The organism is Prochlorococcus marinus str. GP2 (assembly GCF_000759885.1).
Lineage (GTDB): Bacteria > Cyanobacteriota > Cyanobacteriia > PCC-6307 > Cyanobiaceae > Prochlorococcus_A > Prochlorococcus_A marinus_J.
Window position 1 is genome coordinate 188,108 of record NZ_JNAH01000008.1, and the last position, 16,366, is coordinate 204,473.

19 protein-coding genes are annotated in these 16,366 nt (G+C 30.9%); 8 read left to right on the plus strand and 11 right to left on the minus strand.

Annotated features, from left to right (window positions below; translation table 11 throughout):
* Positions 1–120 precede the first annotated feature (120 nt).
* Positions 121–1,416, plus strand: coding sequence for an adenylosuccinate lyase (gene purB, locus EU91_RS01375; protein ID WP_032525001.1), 1,296 nt, complete (start codon positions 121–123; stop codon positions 1,414–1,416).
* 48 nt (positions 1,417–1,464) lie between these two features.
* Entirely contained in the window at positions 1,465–2,850 is a 1,386-nt protein-coding gene (locus tag EU91_RS01370) for a class II fumarate hydratase (protein WP_032525002.1), read from the plus strand.
* Positions 2,851–2,859: 9 nt separating this feature from the next.
* On the opposite strand, the gene EU91_RS01365 is transcribed toward EU91_RS01370, so the two are convergent.
* Positions 2,860–5,586, minus strand: coding sequence for a DEAD/DEAH box helicase (locus EU91_RS01365; protein ID WP_032525003.1), 2,727 nt, complete (start codon positions 5,584–5,586; stop codon positions 2,860–2,862).
* A 139-nt stretch (positions 5,587–5,725) separates the two neighbouring features.
* Here EU91_RS01365 and EU91_RS01360 point away from each other — a divergent pair, with 139 nt between their 5' ends.
* The 5 genes from EU91_RS01360 to bioA are packed head-to-tail and all read left to right on the plus strand — an operon-like array spanning position 5,726 to position 10,293.
* Positions 5,726–6,865 carry an aminotransferase class I/II-fold pyridoxal phosphate-dependent enzyme gene (locus EU91_RS01360; protein ID WP_032525004.1) on the plus strand — a complete coding sequence of 380 codons (1,140 nt, stop codon included), beginning with the start codon at positions 5,726–5,728 and terminating at the stop codon, positions 6,863–6,865.
* On the plus strand, positions 6,862–7,566 hold the full coding sequence (locus EU91_RS01355) for a hypothetical protein (protein ID WP_032525005.1): 705 nt from the start codon (positions 6,862–6,864) through the stop codon (positions 7,564–7,566). The genes EU91_RS01360 and EU91_RS01355 overlap by 4 nt, the downstream gene beginning before the upstream one ends.
* Entirely contained in the window at positions 7,559–8,329 is a 771-nt protein-coding gene (locus EU91_RS01350; protein ID WP_032525006.1) for a methyltransferase domain-containing protein, read from the plus strand. Before EU91_RS01355 ends, EU91_RS01350 begins: the two co-directional genes overlap by 8 nt.
* Positions 8,326–8,991, plus strand: a complete 666-nt coding sequence (gene bioD, locus EU91_RS01345; protein WP_032525007.1) for a dethiobiotin synthase — start codon at positions 8,326–8,328, stop codon at positions 8,989–8,991. The genes EU91_RS01350 and bioD overlap by 4 nt, the downstream gene beginning before the upstream one ends.
* Positions 8,992–10,293: an adenosylmethionine--8-amino-7-oxononanoate transaminase gene (bioA, locus tag EU91_RS01340; protein ID WP_032525008.1), complete on the plus strand. Its 1,302-nt coding sequence runs from the start codon at positions 8,992–8,994 to the stop codon at positions 10,291–10,293.
* An 8-nt stretch (positions 10,294–10,301) separates the two neighbouring features.
* On the opposite strand, the gene EU91_RS0108860 is transcribed toward bioA, so the two are convergent.
* Positions 10,302–10,559 carry a DUF3143 domain-containing protein gene (locus EU91_RS0108860; RefSeq protein ID WP_032525009.1) on the minus strand — a complete coding sequence of 86 codons (258 nt, stop codon included), beginning with the start codon at positions 10,557–10,559 and terminating at the stop codon, positions 10,302–10,304.
* Positions 10,560–10,575: 16 nt separating this feature from the next.
* Complete coding sequence (locus tag EU91_RS01335; RefSeq protein ID WP_032525010.1) at positions 10,576–11,016, minus strand: J domain-containing protein; 441 nt, start codon at positions 11,014–11,016, stop codon at positions 10,576–10,578.
* A gap of 89 nt (positions 11,017–11,105) precedes the next feature.
* On the opposite strand from EU91_RS01335, the gene rsmG reads away from it, so the two are divergent.
* Positions 11,106–11,819, plus strand: coding sequence for a 16S rRNA (guanine(527)-N(7))-methyltransferase RsmG (rsmG, locus tag EU91_RS01330; RefSeq protein ID WP_032525255.1), 714 nt, complete (start codon positions 11,106–11,108; stop codon positions 11,817–11,819).
* Positions 11,820–11,821: 2 nt separating this feature from the next.
* Here rsmG and EU91_RS01325 read toward each other — a convergent pair whose 3' ends face one another.
* The 8 genes from EU91_RS01325 to EU91_RS01295 all read right to left on the minus strand — a co-directional run bounded on the left by EU91_RS01325 (position 11,822) and on the right by EU91_RS01295 (position 16,341).
* Positions 11,822–13,015, minus strand: coding sequence for an aldo/keto reductase (locus EU91_RS01325; protein WP_032525011.1), 1,194 nt, complete (start codon positions 13,013–13,015; stop codon positions 11,822–11,824).
* Between the two features lie 9 nt (positions 13,016–13,024).
* Entirely contained in the window at positions 13,025–13,384 is a 360-nt protein-coding gene (locus tag EU91_RS01320) for a ferredoxin (protein WP_032525012.1), read from the minus strand.
* 9 nt (positions 13,385–13,393) lie between these two features.
* Positions 13,394–13,786 (minus strand): DUF1257 domain-containing protein, encoded by a 393-nt coding sequence (locus EU91_RS01315; RefSeq protein ID WP_032525013.1) that lies wholly within the window; start codon positions 13,784–13,786, stop codon positions 13,394–13,396.
* Positions 13,773–13,988: a DUF2997 domain-containing protein gene (locus EU91_RS01310; RefSeq protein ID WP_032525014.1), complete on the minus strand. Its 216-nt coding sequence runs from the start codon at positions 13,986–13,988 to the stop codon at positions 13,773–13,775. Before EU91_RS01310 ends, EU91_RS01315 begins: the two co-directional genes overlap by 14 nt.
* A gap of 145 nt (positions 13,989–14,133) precedes the next feature.
* Positions 14,134–14,901, minus strand: a complete 768-nt coding sequence (locus EU91_RS01305; RefSeq protein WP_032525015.1) for a HEAT repeat domain-containing protein — start codon at positions 14,899–14,901, stop codon at positions 14,134–14,136.
* Between the two features lie 18 nt (positions 14,902–14,919).
* A complete protein-coding gene (locus EU91_RS09705) occupies positions 14,920–15,045 on the minus strand; it encodes a hypothetical protein (protein WP_275040676.1) in 126 nt (41 codons plus the stop codon).
* Between the two features lie 69 nt (positions 15,046–15,114).
* Positions 15,115–16,161, minus strand: a complete 1,047-nt coding sequence (rlmN, locus tag EU91_RS01300) for a 23S rRNA (adenine(2503)-C(2))-methyltransferase RlmN (RefSeq protein WP_032525016.1) — start codon at positions 16,159–16,161, stop codon at positions 15,115–15,117.
* 27 nt (positions 16,162–16,188) lie between these two features.
* A complete protein-coding gene (locus EU91_RS01295) occupies positions 16,189–16,341 on the minus strand; it encodes a high light inducible protein (protein ID WP_032525017.1) in 153 nt (50 codons plus the stop codon).
* Between the last annotated feature and the right edge of the window lie 25 nt (positions 16,342–16,366).

A 16,366-nucleotide genomic window follows, 5' to 3' on the forward strand; every position in this document is an offset into this window, starting at 1 on the left:
AAAATGTTACATAAGAAAATAATAATCAGACAAATATGTTCAATGGCAAGTACATCTTTAATGTATAGGGCAATAATTCGATTTTAGTTATAAAGTTTAAATTGATGATTAATAAAAATTGTGATCGAGCGTTACACATTACCCGAAATGGGGAAAATCTGGACTGAAAGCGCAAAATTTCAGAGTTGGCTTAAGGTTGAAATAGCTGCATGTGAAGCAAATTTTTCCCTAGGGAAAATTCCTGAGAATGCCATGAAAGAAATACGTTCAAATGCAAAGTTTGATGAATCTAGAATTACAAAAATTGAGAAAGAAGTTAAACATGATGTCATAGCTTTTCTTACAAGCGTTAATGAATTTGTAGGAGACTCTGGAAGATACATACATGTTGGCATGACAAGTAGTGATGTACTTGATACTGGCTTATCTCTTCAGTTAAAAGATTCTTGCGAATTGTTATTAGAAGAAATTGAGAACCTAGAAAATGAAGTCAGATTATTAGCAAGGAAGCATAAAAATACATTAATGATTGGCAGATCTCATGCAATTCATGGGGAGCCTATTTCCTTTGGTTTTAAACTTGCTGGATGGTTAGCAGAAATAATAAGGAACAAAAAAAGATTGCTAACACTGAAAGAATCTGTAGCTATTGGACAAATAAGTGGTGCGATGGGAACTTACGCTAATACGAATCCCAAAGTAGAACAAATAACTTGTGATTTACTCGGCTTAAAACCAGATACAGCAAGTACGCAGGTTATATCGCGAGACAGACATGCAGAATATGTGCAAACTATTGCACTAGTTGGTGCTTCTTTAGATAGATTCGCAACTGAAATAAGAAATTTACAACGAACAGATGTTTTAGAAGTTGAGGAGGGATTTACAAAAGGGCAAAAAGGAAGTTCTGCCATGCCTCATAAAAGAAATCCTATTCGAAGTGAAAGAGTAAGCGGTCTAGCAAGAATTTTGAGGAGTTACGTCTTAACAGCACTGGAAAATGTTCCACTCTGGCACGAAAGAGATATAAGCCATAGTTCAAATGAACGTATCATGTTACCTGACGTTTCAATTTGTTTGCATTTTATGCTCAGGGAAATGAAAGATATAGTAAGCAATTTAGGAGTTTATCCAAAAAATATGCTCAAAAATTTAAATATATATGGTGGTGTAATCTTTAGTCAGAAAGTTTTACTTTTACTTGTAGAAAAGGGCATGTCTAGAGAAAAAGCTTATAGCTTAGTACAAAAAAATGCGCATCAGGCCTGGAATACGGAAAATGGGAATTTCAAACAAAATATAGAGAGAGATAATGAAATAATGGATTTTATTGATAAAAGTGACTTGGAAGAATGTTTTAACCCTTCCATTCATCTCAATAATTTAAGTGTAATATGGGAGAAGTTAGGTATCTAAGATTACTGAAAACCTTATCTAAGTTAAACCAGTGTTTTCAGAGGAATAATGACAAAAAACTTTAGGATTGAAAAAGATAGTATGGGAACAATAGAGGTTCCTATAGAAGCTTTATGGGGTGCTCAAACACAAAGATCAATTATAAATTTTTCTATTGGAGAAGAATTAATTCCAATTGAGTTAATTTATTCACTCACCATAATAAAAAAAGCTGCTTCAATCGCGAATTTCAATTTAGGCTTAATAGATGAAAGGAAAAAAGATTTGATCGTAGAAGCATGTACGGAAATACTTGATGGGCTGCACGATTCACAGTTTCCTTTAAAGGTTTGGCAAACAGGTAGTGGCACGCAAACAAATATGAATGTTAATGAGGTAATTTCAAATATTGCAGCTTTAAAAACTAATTCAGAGCTTGGCAGTCATCAACCAATACATCCGAATGATGATGTAAATAAATCTCAGTCAACTAATGACACTTTTCCTGCTGCTATTCAAATATCTGTTGTTAATGAAATAATCAAAAATTTAGTACCAACGATCAAAGAACTTACTAAGATCCTTGATAAAAAAAGTGAAGAATGGAAAGACCTAATAAAGATAGGAAGAACCCATTTTCAAGATGCAGTGCCTCTTACTCTTGGGCAAGAAATATCAGGATGGTCAGAGCAACTTAAAGATGCTGAAAATGCGATTATTTTAAGTCTGGACGAATTGTATTTCTTACCTCTTGGAGGTACTGCTGTAGGTACAGGTATTAATTGTCCAAATGGATTTTGTGAAGAGTCTATAAAATCAATTTCCGATGACACTAACCTAATATTCTATAAATCAAAAAATAATTTTTCTATTATGGCCTCGCATGATCGTCTAGCTCAAGTAATGAGTCAAATAAAAATATTAGCAGGTGCATTATTTAAAATTTCAAATGATATAAAAATTCTATCTTCTGGACCAAGATCAGGAATATATGAATTAATTATCCCTAAAAATGAACCTGGAAGTTCTATTATGCCAGGTAAAGTGAATCCGACTCAATGCGAAGCCTTATCAATGGTTTGTACTCAGATAATGGGTTTTGAATATGCAGTTTCAATTGCAAATTCTAGCGGCACTTTACAGATGAATGAATATAAACCTCTTATTGGATTTAATATTCTTACAAGTTTAAAATTACTTAAAGATGCAATAGAAAACTTTAGAATAAAATTAGTTGATGGGATGGAACCTAATCAAAAAAAAATAAAGTTAAATTTAGAAAATTCACTAATGTTGGTTACAGCTATAGTGCCAAAAGTTGGTTATGAAAAAGCAGCTGAGATTGCAAACCTTGCTTTCAAAGAATCATTAAATTTAAAAGAGGCAACACTTAAATTAGGTTATTTAAACGAAGATGAATTTGATGAAGCAATGAATATTAATTCAATGATTTGATTGAAAAATTTAAGAATTATTGTCAATTCTTTTTGTTGCAGGATTAATATCTTCAAAGACTTTTATAAGATCATTAGATTCAGCAATAGGGAACCGGTTAATAGCTTTTAAAGCTAGCTTTGCTTTGCTTTTTAATTTATTACTAACACCAATACAGTATTGCACTTGAGAAAGGACATCAATTGATCTTCTAATAATCCTCACTACATCTCCTTCGTCTAATGAAGTATTAAAAACCAAATCTTTCCATTTTTTTCCCCTCGCCCATTCAGAAATAATTCCAGTCAACTCTATTTCTAAATAGATTGGAATTTCAAGATGAAACTTATTTTGTTGAAAAGAGACTAATTTTCTTAAACCATCTAATTCATTAAAAACATCTATTACCTCTAAAGAGGGCTTTAAATTACACCAAAGATGCGGTCTCCTTACATCAACACATATAGCTTGAATAATTGCAGCTAAGTCAGGAGGATCTAAATCATCCAAATAACCACTGACTAAAACAAGACCAATCCATAATTCATTTTCACCTCTTATTGCACTAACTGTTTGTCCAACTTCCGTCAATTCCAAATCATTTAAACAACCAAAGTGGCCTAAAATTTTAATCAAATCAGTAAAAGTTCTCCAGTTATGATTTTCTTTACTCTCAAGAAGTTTTTTTCTCATATTTATTTCTTGTTCAACATCAACAATTCTTTTTCTATATTTCTTTAATTTCCTGGAGTCTCCAAATCTATGTACGGGATGATCAGTGACTGTTTCTTCTAAATTATTAATTTGTTGCTGTTGTGCCAAAACTTCAGTCGTCAGATCATATTGTGGAGTTTGTAAATCATTTTTTTTAGAAGCTTCCAAAATTCTTTCCGCAAAACACTGCGAAATATCATCTCCCCTGACAACCTCCCCAGAAAAATACATCTTTGGTGTTTCAAGCCCTAAGACATCAATTGCATCCAAATCATTAAAAATACTAACTATGTATGAGGGTTTTATTAAAATAAATAAATTATTAATTGTCAAACACAACAAACTCTTAATTTTTTGGGATTCATATATCTTCTTACAAATTAATGCTGGAACAATTTTTCTTTTAATTTGAGGAGCTTTGATTGAAATTAAGCTTCCATCTTTAATATATGGAAGTGCATTAGTGATCTCATCTGATAATTTTTCTGCCGCTTGTTTTTCTAAAATTTTCAAGAGTCTTCTCTCTTCTTTAAGACGACTTTTTAACTTTTCGTAGGCATCAAAATCTTTCCATGAAACGTTAGATGTAATTTTTTTTAATTCAATTAAATCCTTATCTAAATTTTCAAGAATTAAATTTTCATCTGAGGATTCACCTAAATATAAAAAACTACCAAAACTTCTTTTAATTAATTCTCTAGACTTCTCTAAAGTATAACTTTGTAAAAGATTTAGTACCATTCCATAGCTAGGAGTGAATTGACTCTCTAAAGAATTTGGTTTGCTAATAGCCAGTGCACTTGCTTCTTTTGCACCTTCGAATCTTGTTTGTAATGTAACTACATATCCTTGTGTATCTTTTCCTCTTCTTCCAGCTCTTCCTGACATTTGCAAAAATTCACTGCTAAATAACAATCTGTGTCCATCTTCTGTCCTTTTTGATAAAGAAGAAATAACAGTTGTTCTTGCAGGCATATTAATTCCTGCAGCTAGAGTTTCAGTTGCAAAAACAACTTTTATCAAACCTTGCTGAAATAATTCCTCAACCAATTCTTTCCATGCAGGCAATAATCCAGCATGATGAGATGCAATACCGCGTTTTAATGCCTCGCATTGAGATTTATCTTTAATTGCCTCTTGATTATTTTTAAGATAAACATCTAATTTTTGGGATATAATTTTTGCTTCTGAATAACTCACTAAAGTTAAATCTTTTATATTCTCCATAGCTTTGTCACAGCCTCTTCTACTGAAAATAAAATAAATAGCTGGCAACATATTTCTTTCTGCTAGTTTCGAGATCACAAAGCTTATTGAGGGAGACTTTGGTTGCATTATCCTTCCCACTTTTCCTCTCTTTTTCTGGCCTTTAGGAGCTCTCCAAGTTTTACAGTTTGGATGAATTCCATTACCCTTATTATTCAAAAGTGGATGGAGGCCTTTAAAACTACAAAAAATAAAATCAAGTGGGACTGGTCTCTTATCACTATTAATTAATACTGTGGGTCCATGAACTTTTTCTATCCAATTTTGTAGTTGATCTGCATTAGCTATTGTTGCTGATAAAGCTATTATTTGAGTTCTAGTTGGGCAATGGATTATGGTTTCCTCCCAAACCGTGCCTCTTTGGGGGTCATTCATGTAATGACATTCATCAAGAATCACAGATTCTAAATTTTCTAAGGGGTCATCCAATTCATCAAATTCGCCATAAAGCATGTTCCTAAAAATCTCAGTCGTCATTACTAGGATTGGTGCTTCTCTATTTATATTTATATCGCCAGTTAAAAGACCAACTTTTTTCTCACCATATTGATTAGCAAAATCTCTAAACTTTTGGTTTGATAAGGCCTTTAAAGGTGTTGTATAAAAAACTCTGCTGTCATGAGATAATCCTCTATATATAGCAAATTCACCTATCAATGTTTTACCCGAACCTGTTGGTGCCGTTAAAACAACAGAATTTCCGCTATTAATAGCTCGTATTGCTTCTAATTGGAAATCATCTAGCGGAAAGGGGAAATATTCCTCTAAATTAAGCAATAATTGTGATTGAAGAGAGGATGAGTTAACTTCTTAATATATGATCTATATAGATATTAATAAACAAAAAATACCTTGCAAACTTTAATAGTAAATCTAAATCTTTTTAATTAAATCCACTATATTTTATTTTGCCAAAATGAAAAAAGTAAAAATTCCAAAAAATAGAATCCGTAAATTAAAAACATTTTCTTTAGGTAAAAAATCATTCGAACTTCTAAGTTTAAATTCGCAAAATAAAAAACTTATAGACTTATGCAGTAATGATTATTTTGGATTAAGTAGGGATAAGGATTTAGTAAAAGCTGCTTACGAAATAAGCTTGTTAGAAGGTATTGGCTCAGGAAGCTCTAGGTTTATTACAGGTTCAAGACCAATACATAAATTATTAGAAACAGAACTTGCCAAGTGGCTTGATCAAGATAAAGTATTACTTTTCCCAAGCGGATTTCAAGCAAATATAGCTGCTGTCCAGGCTTTAGCAAACAGAAATAGTATCGTAATAGCAGATAAATTGATCCATAACTCTTTATTGGTTGGAGTCAAAGCTGCTCAAGCAAAACTGGTTAGATTTTCACACAATAATTTAAAAGATTTAGAAGATAAAATTATGAAATCTAACCCTACAAAAAATTCGATTTTAGTTATTGTTGAATCTCTTTATAGCATGGAGGGATCAATTGCTCCGCTCAGAGAAATAACGGAAATTTGCAAAAAAAATAGTGTTCAATTATTAGTTGACGAGGCTCATGCAATTGGGATCTTAGGTCCTGAAGGCAGGGGGTTAAGTTTTAATTGTCGTTCAGATATAACTATGATTACTGGAACTTTTGGAAAAGCATTTGGAAGCGGTGGAGCTTTCATAGCTTCCAATTCAGAAATTGGAGAATATCTTATCCAAACAAGTGGTGCATTTAGGTATACAACCGCACTTGCGCCATCTTTAGCTGCTGCTGCGCTAGAAGGTTTAAAAAAAATTTTAGAAAATAAAGAATGGGGTAATGATTTGTTATCTTCTGCGAATGTATGGAAAGATGAAATTATTAAAAATTTTAGTCTTCCAGTTCAGGGAGATTCCCACATTTTATCAATTATTGTTGGCCAAGAGGAGAAGGCAATTTATCTACAAAAATATCTTGAAAAAAATGGTTTTTTAGCAATTGCGATAAGACCTCCAACTGTTCCAGTAGGGCAATCAAGAATCAGAATAACAATACGAAGAAACTTAGATTTTAATCTGCTAAAGAATTTCATTGCAGTTTTAAAAGAGTTTAAATGAAACAAATTATTACTCAACATGGGTGGGGACTAAGTAAATATTTCTGGGATGATTATAAAGTTGATTTTTTAAATAATAATTGGCATTGGCAAGATAATGAAAGGGGCTATTTTTCGACAAATAATTATCAAGCAAAATGGATTAAAAGCGAATCTAAAAAAGAAATCAAAATGACTATATGCCATTCATTTGGTTTTCATTTAATGCAAAAAAATATTTTAAAAGAAGCAACTCATATTGTTCTTATAAATTCTTTTAATAATTTTCTTCCTTTAAGTAATAAGAAAAAATTTATTTTGAGATCTCTAAAAAGAATGGAAACAAAAATCATAAAAGATGAACCTAAGGATGTGTTGAAAGAATTTATTCATAGATCATTTATGCCAAATCATATGAATCATAGTTTTAAAAATATCTTTTATAAAAGTCTAGAAAGTTTAAATAAAACTCTTCTTTTAAATGATTTAAAACAACTTTACATCAATAGAGATTATCCAGTATTTTTAAGAAAAGATTGCAAAATTATTTTTATAAAATCAGAAAATGATTTGATTCTTGACAACGAATCAAATAATAACTTTTTAGATTCTTTAAATAAAACACTTGATAGGAAGCCAATTTTAATTAAATTAGCTCAACAAGGGCATTGCTTGAAAAATTTAAATTTGTACGAGATCTTACTTAATAAACTTAATGATTGAAATGGATAGTAAAAAGTGGAATGAGAAAATAAAAAATAATTTCAATGAAGCTGCATATCGGTATTTAGAGCATTCAAATATTCAGAAATTTTTTGCAAACAAGATCGTTCAATTTATCAAAGAATTAAATCCCCCAAAAAAAGGTGAATGGATAGATCTAGGATCAGGACCAGGACTATTAGCAGATGAAATAGAAAAAAAATTTCCTTCCCAAAAAGTATCAAGAATTGATTTCAGCAAAAAAATGCTTTTTGAGAATAAATTATCTAGAAAAAAAATTTTATGGGATTTGAATAATGATTTACCAACGGAAGTAAATAACTGTTCTCTATTAACATCTAACTTTTGCATACATTGGTTAAACAACCCAGAAAAGATAATAAAAAATTGGTTTAGCAAATTAACAACTGGAGGTTTTTTAATCATTTCATATCCTACAAAAGATTGTTTTCCTGAATGGAAAGATACTTGTAAAAAAATTGATATTGAATACAGCGGTCTTAATTTCCTTTGCTCTAAAGAATTATTAAAAGATTTCAAATCAACTGAAATACATTATTCAGAAGAGTTTAATTATCTTGAAAATTTTGAAGATGTATATAAGCTTTTTAGAAGCATTAAAAATGTAGGAGCACAATCAACAAGTTGTAAACGCAAAACAGTGAAAGAGTTAAAGGATATTCAAAAGTTTTGGCCAAAGAATTACAATAATACAGTGAACCTTTCATGGCAAATTGAGATTCAAATCATAAAGAAATTATGAGCAATCACAATAATATTTTCAAATTTATAATTTGTGGAACAGATACTGATATAGGAAAAACTTTAATAAGCTCTTTTTTCGTTAAAGGATTAAATTCCTTTTATTGGAAGCCTATTCAAAGTGGTATTGAATCGCAAACTGATAGTCAAACTGTTGAAAAACTTGCACAAGTAAGTAAAGAGAAAATCATCAAAGAAGCTTATGTCTTTACAAAACCTCTATCTCCTCATTGGGCTGCTGAAATAGATCAAAAAACTATTAACTTTGACAAGTTGAGTTTGCCTAAAGTGCAAGGCTCACTAATTGTAGAAACTGCAGGTGGATTAATGGTTCCAATAACACGCAATTTTTTGCAAATAGATCAAATAAAACAATGGAATCTTCCTGTAATACTTGTATGTAAGAGCTCACTTGGCACTCTTAACCATACCTTGCTTAGTATTGAGGCCTTAAAAAGAAGAAATATTGAAATTTTAGGTTTAGTAGTTAATGGCGAAAAACACCTAGATAATCCAAAAACTCTAGTTGATTTTAGTGGTATTCCATTAATTGCTGAATTTCCTTACATCGAAAAAATGGATTCAAATAATTTAGATATAATATGGAAAGAACTAGATACCAAGAATAAGTTGATTTCACTATTAAACTCAAAAAAAAGTTAAATGAAATCTTTGGATTCAAAAACTCAAAATCCAGATTGGCACCCAAATATTTGGCCACCTTTTACACAAATCAATAACAGCAAACCGCAAATAGAAGTAACTCATGGTAAAGATGCCCTCCTATTTACTAAAAATCCTAACAAAGAACTAATAGATGCAATTAGTAGTTGGTGGGTAACTCTTCATGGTCATAGTAACGAATATATTGCCGATGCCATTTTTGATCAATCAAAAAAACTTGAGCAAGTTATATTTGCTGATTTCTTACATCCACAAGCAAAAAAATTGGCGGAAAGACTTAGTGAATTAACAAAACTAGAAAGATTATTCTTTTCTGATAACGGTTCCACAGCTGTGGAAGTCGCTTTAAAAATTGCCTTCCAATCATGGCAAAATAGAGGAGAGACAAGAACTCAAATAGTAGCTTTTGATGGCGCATATCATGGTGATACATTTGGAGCAATGGCTTTAGGTGAAAGAAATATTTTTAATGAGAATTTCGATAATCTTATGTTCCCGGTTAGAAGAGTCCCATGGCCTTCAACTTGGATGAACGATGAAGAAGTAGAAAATAAAGAAAATGAAGCGATCCAAAAATTAGAAACTCTACTTAAAACTCCCACAGTTGCAGTAATCCTTGAGCCACTTGTTCAAGGAGCAGGAGGAATGAATATGGTTAGGCCTCAGTTTATAAAAAAAGTTTCAGAAGTTATAAAAAATAATAATTCTTTGTTAATTGCCGATGAAGTATTGACTGGGTTTGGAAGATGTGGAAGCCTTTTTGCGTTTCAAAAAGCAAAAATCATTCCTGATTTAATAAGTATTTCAAAAGGTTTAACTGGTGGATTTTTACCGATGGGAATAACTTTATGTAAAGAAAAAATTTTTCAATCCTTTATTGATGATTGCCCAAGAAAAACTTTTTGGCATGGACATAGTTTTACTGCTAATCCTTTAGGTTGTGCTGCAGCAAACGCTAGCCTTGATTTATTAGAAAAAGAACCACAAAAATACCTTTCATTTGAAGAAAAACATTTATCTCATTTGAATAAATTTAAAAACTTACCTCACATAAAAAAAATAAGGGTATCCGGTACAATTGCTGCCTTCGATTTAGATATTGGTAACAAAAAAGGTTATTTCAATAATATTGGGAAAGAAATAAAGAGTCTTGCAATGGAGCAAGGTTTATTCATTAGGCCCCTTGGAAATGTTATTTACCTCTTGCCGCCTCTCTGTATAACAGATGATCAATTAGAAAAAAGTTACTGGATAATAAGGCAAATCTTAGACAATATTTAAATAGAAATTTAAGGTCCCTGCAGTATTGCATTTTCCACATCTTCTCTATTAATACAATAGGAAAATAGTCTTTTAGTTTCTTGTCCTTCACTTTCCCAAATAACAACTAAATCTTCTTGTTCAAAAATAATAGTTGCATTCCAATTAGAAAGTAAAAGGTACCATTTAGACGGATTATTAACATCCTTCACAGCACCTAAATCAGTAAGCCACAATTCCAATGATTGCAGTGAATGTTGGTTAATGGGTTTTTTAGAGAAATTCACAAACTTTTTTAAAGTATCATTTTACTAACCAGTACGGTATTGTATCTAGTTCTTTGCCAGTAAAAGAGGCAATAAAAATTGAACAAATCAAACTAATAGAAATAATAATAAATAAGAGAAATAATGAAAACAATTCCCCATTTGAGAAAGGTCTTCTGTTACCAATTAAATTTTGATTATTTGAATCGATTATTAAATTATTTAATACTTTATTATTATCCTTGCTTCTAGATTTTTCCTTTAGTTTGTCATCATATATTTTCCTCAAATTACTATTATTCAAATTTTCATAAGCTTCCAAAACTTCTTGAAATTTACTTTTAGCATCGTCTATTTCTAAAGAAGTTGTATCAGGATGCAACTCAATGGAGAGTTTGCAAAATGCCTTTCTTAATTCATGATTTGAGGCATTTTCATCTACACCTAAAATTTTGTAATAAGAAATTTCCCCTTTCAAAATAATCTTTTATTAATATTGTAATTCTAATAAATTTTTAATAAATAGAATGTATTTTATGAATGGTAAAAATTTATATTTATAACGAAATGAAAAAACAAAACATTCCAGAAGAAATTTTTTCCTTAATAACTGAAGAAGAAATAATTATGTTTCAAGAATTACAAATTAAAATTAAAGAATTAAATCATAAAACAAACTTAACGAGATTAATTAATGGTGATGATTATTGGGTATCTCAAGTTTTTGACAGCATTTGGCCCTTTAAAACTTTCCCGAACATTAATTTTGATAATAAAAAATTTTTAGATATTGGATCTGGCTGTGGCTTCCCGGGTTTAGCTTATGCCATAATTCATCCTACTTCAGAAATATACTTAGTTGATTCTTCCAAAAAGAAAACAGATGCACTAAAACACTTAATTAAAGAGATCAATTTCAAAAACAATATTCATGTAATTAATGATCGTATTGAGAACTTAGCCCATCAATCGTCAATGAGAAATAGTTTTAATATAGCTACTACTAGAGCAGTGAGTAATCCATCAACAGTTTCAGAATATATACTACCAATGCTAAAAAAAGAGGGAATAGGAGTTTTATATTGTGGAAAATGGAATGATGAAGAAAGTAAAAATCTAGATAAAACTTTAGAAATATTAGAAGGAAAATTTAAAGAGAAAAAGAAGATTTTATTACCAAAAAGTAAAGGCACCCGAAATATTATTCTTATTGAACCTAAAAATCTTTGCCCTGAAATTTACCCTAGAAAAGTCGGTAAACCAGAGAAAAATCCATTATAAAATTATTTTTTTGATAATCTTTTAGCAACGTTATCACCAAACTTTTCTTTTAAAGTTCTTAATTTTCTTATAACTTTTTTTGGATTGATATGGCCTTCTAAAACTTTCAATAATTGTCCTTCAGAAACATCCTCATCAAGTAAATTAGCGTTACATCCTGGAAACCAATGACTTCCATTACCAAGCAATTGATATCTTGCTCTTGCAAATCCTTCCATATCCAACCAATCTATTAAATTTGAAAGCCAGAGCAGAACTGGAATATTAATATTTCCTGGGGTATATTCCCAACTGGGTAAATTTCTATTCCAATTTTGATTCCACTCTAAACCTAAAGCATTAATTGATTCCTGCCTCAATCTGTCTAATATCTTTGGAACATATCTCTCAGATTCTGATAACAAAGAGACTGCTTCTAAATGAAGATCAAAATCTGCCTCTTTTGCAATACCCACACTCAGAGTATGGACGTTTTGATTTCTTAAGCAAAAAAGATCATTAAAAACTATAGGATGAAGTGGACTACAAAGTTCCAACATTTTTGTTGAAGGTGTATGAAGATGTCCCCCTTTATCAGTGGGGCTTATAATAAATACCCCAAGATCATGCTTTTTTGCTAAATTTATAACCTTTGTGTTTTCTTGATTTATGAAATACCAGTGCAAATTTACATAATCAAATAAGTTGGTTGATATAACCTTCTCAATAAGCGAAGATCTTCCATGGGTCGAAAATCCAATAGATCCAATTAAATTTTCTTTTTGCATCTTCCTTAAAATTTCAATACAGCCTCCATCTTTAATAGTTTGATGTAAATGTTCATTGGTATTAATGCCATGTATTGCTAGTAAATCAATTCTTTTAACTTTCAATTTCTCAAGACTTGTCAGAACATCTCTCTTAAAAATTTTGGGATCACTGTTTGGTGGAATCTTCGTTTGAATAATATTTGGGATTTTTTTAATATTTTTAAAACCCATTCCTAATTGCACCTCAGAAGTTCCGTAATACTTAGCAGTTTCTACATGACTTAAGCCATATTTGTTTGCCAGATTTAAAATATTTTCAACTTTAGTTTGTTCTTCATTTGAAATCTCTGAAAAGTCTAATTGATCCCAACTTTTTTGAAATCTCATGCCACCCAAAGACAAAATAGGAATCTTTAGATTGGTTCGACCAAATCTCCGATATTCCATTTTTTCAAATTAATGCTTATTCATTCTTGGAGGTTTTCCAAATGATTGGAACATATCCCTATCTAGACTATTTTCCAAATCATCCAATTCTTCAAACTTGACCCAGTGAATACAATCAACAGGGCATGTATCTATCGCTTCTTGTATAACATCAGAACTATCTCCGTCTTGTCTCACAGCTCGACTTCTACCATGAAATTCATCAACTATGAAAGTGTTTGAAGCTACGTGTATACAGTATTGACAGCCAATACATTTAGCTTCATCAACCCATACAGCTTTCTCAGCTAGCTGACCACCTAATACAGGCTCCCACCCTGTAATTTCAATATTTTCTTCAGGATTATTAAATGGATCTGTAAAATCCATATTCTGATATCAGCTATCCCACTTGGTTAAAACCAACTCGATGGAACCATCATTTTTGTTTTTTTGTTCAACAATTTGGTATCCATCTTCTTTTGTTTTGGAAATAATTGTTTCGTAAGCATACATTTGAGTAACCTTAGATATAAATCTTTCAACTGGAATCTCAAATTTCCATAAATCAAGATCAGTAACTAATTCATAAGAATTTGAATTATTATCCCATTTAAAACCCACTTTAGTATCACCTGGTAAATTCATACTTATATCAACTGCTGTAAACTTGCCTCTATAGCCTCTCACAAACTTTTCTTCTTGATTAATAAGATAACCAAGATTATTTAGTGCCTTAATTAGTGGCTCTGCTTCTTTAAGCTGGGTTTTAATAGTACTAAAATGTGACATTAGATTCGTTGTTTAGTTGGTTTAAGTTTTCATTGTCATTAGAGATGAAAGCATCAGAGGTTTTATTCATAACTGTTACCTTCCCAAGAGCATCTTCGAGATTTTGAGTGGCATCAATGCATGAATGACCAGTAAATCCCTCAACAGTCTCTTCAACTCTTCCGTCTTGATGAATTTTGAATCTCAATGTTTTTTGAGGCATTAAATTCAAGTACTAAGTACTTTTACTTTATATACAATAACGAAAATATTTTGTTTCAGTTGGTACAAGTTAATTAATTTTAATTTTTATTTTGAATGTATGATAATTTATTTTTTTGGAGTTCTGGTAAAAAAAATTAAGAGGTTTAATTATAAAAACCTTGCATACCCATTGAATCTAAGGCAGTTTTTGCTTCTTCCATAACAGAAGGCTCTTTATCAAAAAGTGCTATTTTGGTACATTCATCAACGAAACTTTCTTGAAATGTATTATTTAATTTTTCGTACAACCTACACAATGACCAAATGCAATTACTTCTTACGCCTGATTCATTATCAATCTTTAAACTTATTAAAAGCTGTTCAGCTGCTAATTGAGCATTTTCCAAAGAAACATTTCCAATTTCAGCTAAAGAACTAGATGACCATAACCGAACTGCAGCCACATCATTTTTTAAAGCATTTATTAATGGTTTTAAAACAATTTGGTTATCGTAGTTTGCTAGGCTCCATGCAGTTGCTCTTCTAACGTAAGCATTATCATCGTTCTTCAAAAGACTAACGAGTTTCTGAACTGCGCCAGGGAATGGATTACGACCTAAAGCATATACCGCACTCATTCTTTCAACAGGACAAGGTTGATCAAGTAACGGTAACAAAAGGGGGAAAGATCTTTGATCTCTATACTCACAAAATATTCTTAAGCCTTGAATTCTTTCTTCTCTATCACCTTGAAGCATTTTTAAAGCTTCAGTACATTCTTCAGTAATATTCAAACCTTTTGAAAATGCGTCTTCATCGATTTGCTCCAATGGATCTATTTCAATCTCTAAAGCTAACTCTTTGGCTAAAACATCTGGATCAACTGCGATTTCAGCTAAGCTTTCGTTATTAGGATCCTTATTCTTTTTCATTTTCAAAAACAAAAAATATTAATTAAGGGGAGCAGGCGACATCATATCACCTGGCAACCAAATTCTTGCACTAACTGCAAAGAAAGCAATCCCAAAAAGTGCTACGATAGCGAAAGGTAAAACTTTTGTCTTAATAAAACCCAAAGATTCAAAATTAATTAAAACAATAATAACCTGTTTAATAGACTTTTAAAAATTTTTTCTAAGATAATATTATTTTTTTCTTGCATTTTGTCTTAACTGGCCACATGCAGCATTTTTATCTAGACCTCTGCTTTTTCGCAAGCTGACAGCAATACCATTATTAGAAAGTCTAGATTGAAATAATTGAAGATTTTTTATTGAGGCTCGTTTAAATTCAACTTCATCAACCTGGTTGTACTGTATTAAATTTACGTGACATTGAAAACCTCTTAACAAATTACTCAATTCATTGGCATGTTCTAATTTATCATTAATCCCATTTAACATTAAATATTCAAAACTTACTCTTCTACCAGTATCTTTTACATATTGCCTGCAGTCCTCAATTATATTTTCAATATCATAGTTTTTTGCACTTGGTATTATCATTTGTCTTGTTTTTTGATTTGAAGCATGTAAACTTATTGCTAATGTAAATTGACAATTTCCTAAAATTTGGAAAGATTTTGCTGATAACTTTTTTATCATTCTTGGTACAGCAACAGTGCTCACAGTTATCTTTCTTTGACTAATCTGAAAATCATCATTTATAGACCTAATTGATAAAAGCAAATCATTAATATTCAATAAGGGTTCGCCCATACCCATAAAAACAATGTTAGTTACTTTTCTATTCATTTCATTCTCAATAAATAAAATTTGATCTAATATTTCACTTGCTTTTAAAGATCTCTTCAAACCTTCCTTACCAGTTGCGCAAAATTTGCAGTCCATTGGGCATCCAACTTGACTAGAGAGACATGCAGTTAATCTTTTTTCAGTAGGTATGCCGACGCACTCGATACTTTCATTGTCCAATGTAGTTAGTAATAGCTTAAGAGTACCATCGTTAGACAAGTTTTTTTCTTGAAAACTAAGTTCACTTACTTTAAAACCATCCTCCTTTAACTTTTTTCTAAAATCTAAAGGTAAGACTTCTATTTGATCAATATTTTTATTCTTGTTTCTATAGTTATAGATCCAACTATAGATTTGGCGACCTCTAAAAGCTGCCTGACCATAACCTAAAGCTATATTTTCTAAATCCTTTAAAGAACTTCCAAGAAGATTTTTCAAAATATTTACTTTAGCTCAAAACTGTTTTCACCATAACAGCAGACCATGTTTAAGAAAGAATTCTGTAAGAATAAGAGCTATAAATCCAATCATTGCCATTCTTCCATTAAGTCTTTCATTATAAGAATGGAAACCATAACGAGGTAATTTTCTTTTGGGGGCAATCTCTGGCTTAATCATTTATTACTAATAAAAGTTTATTCTA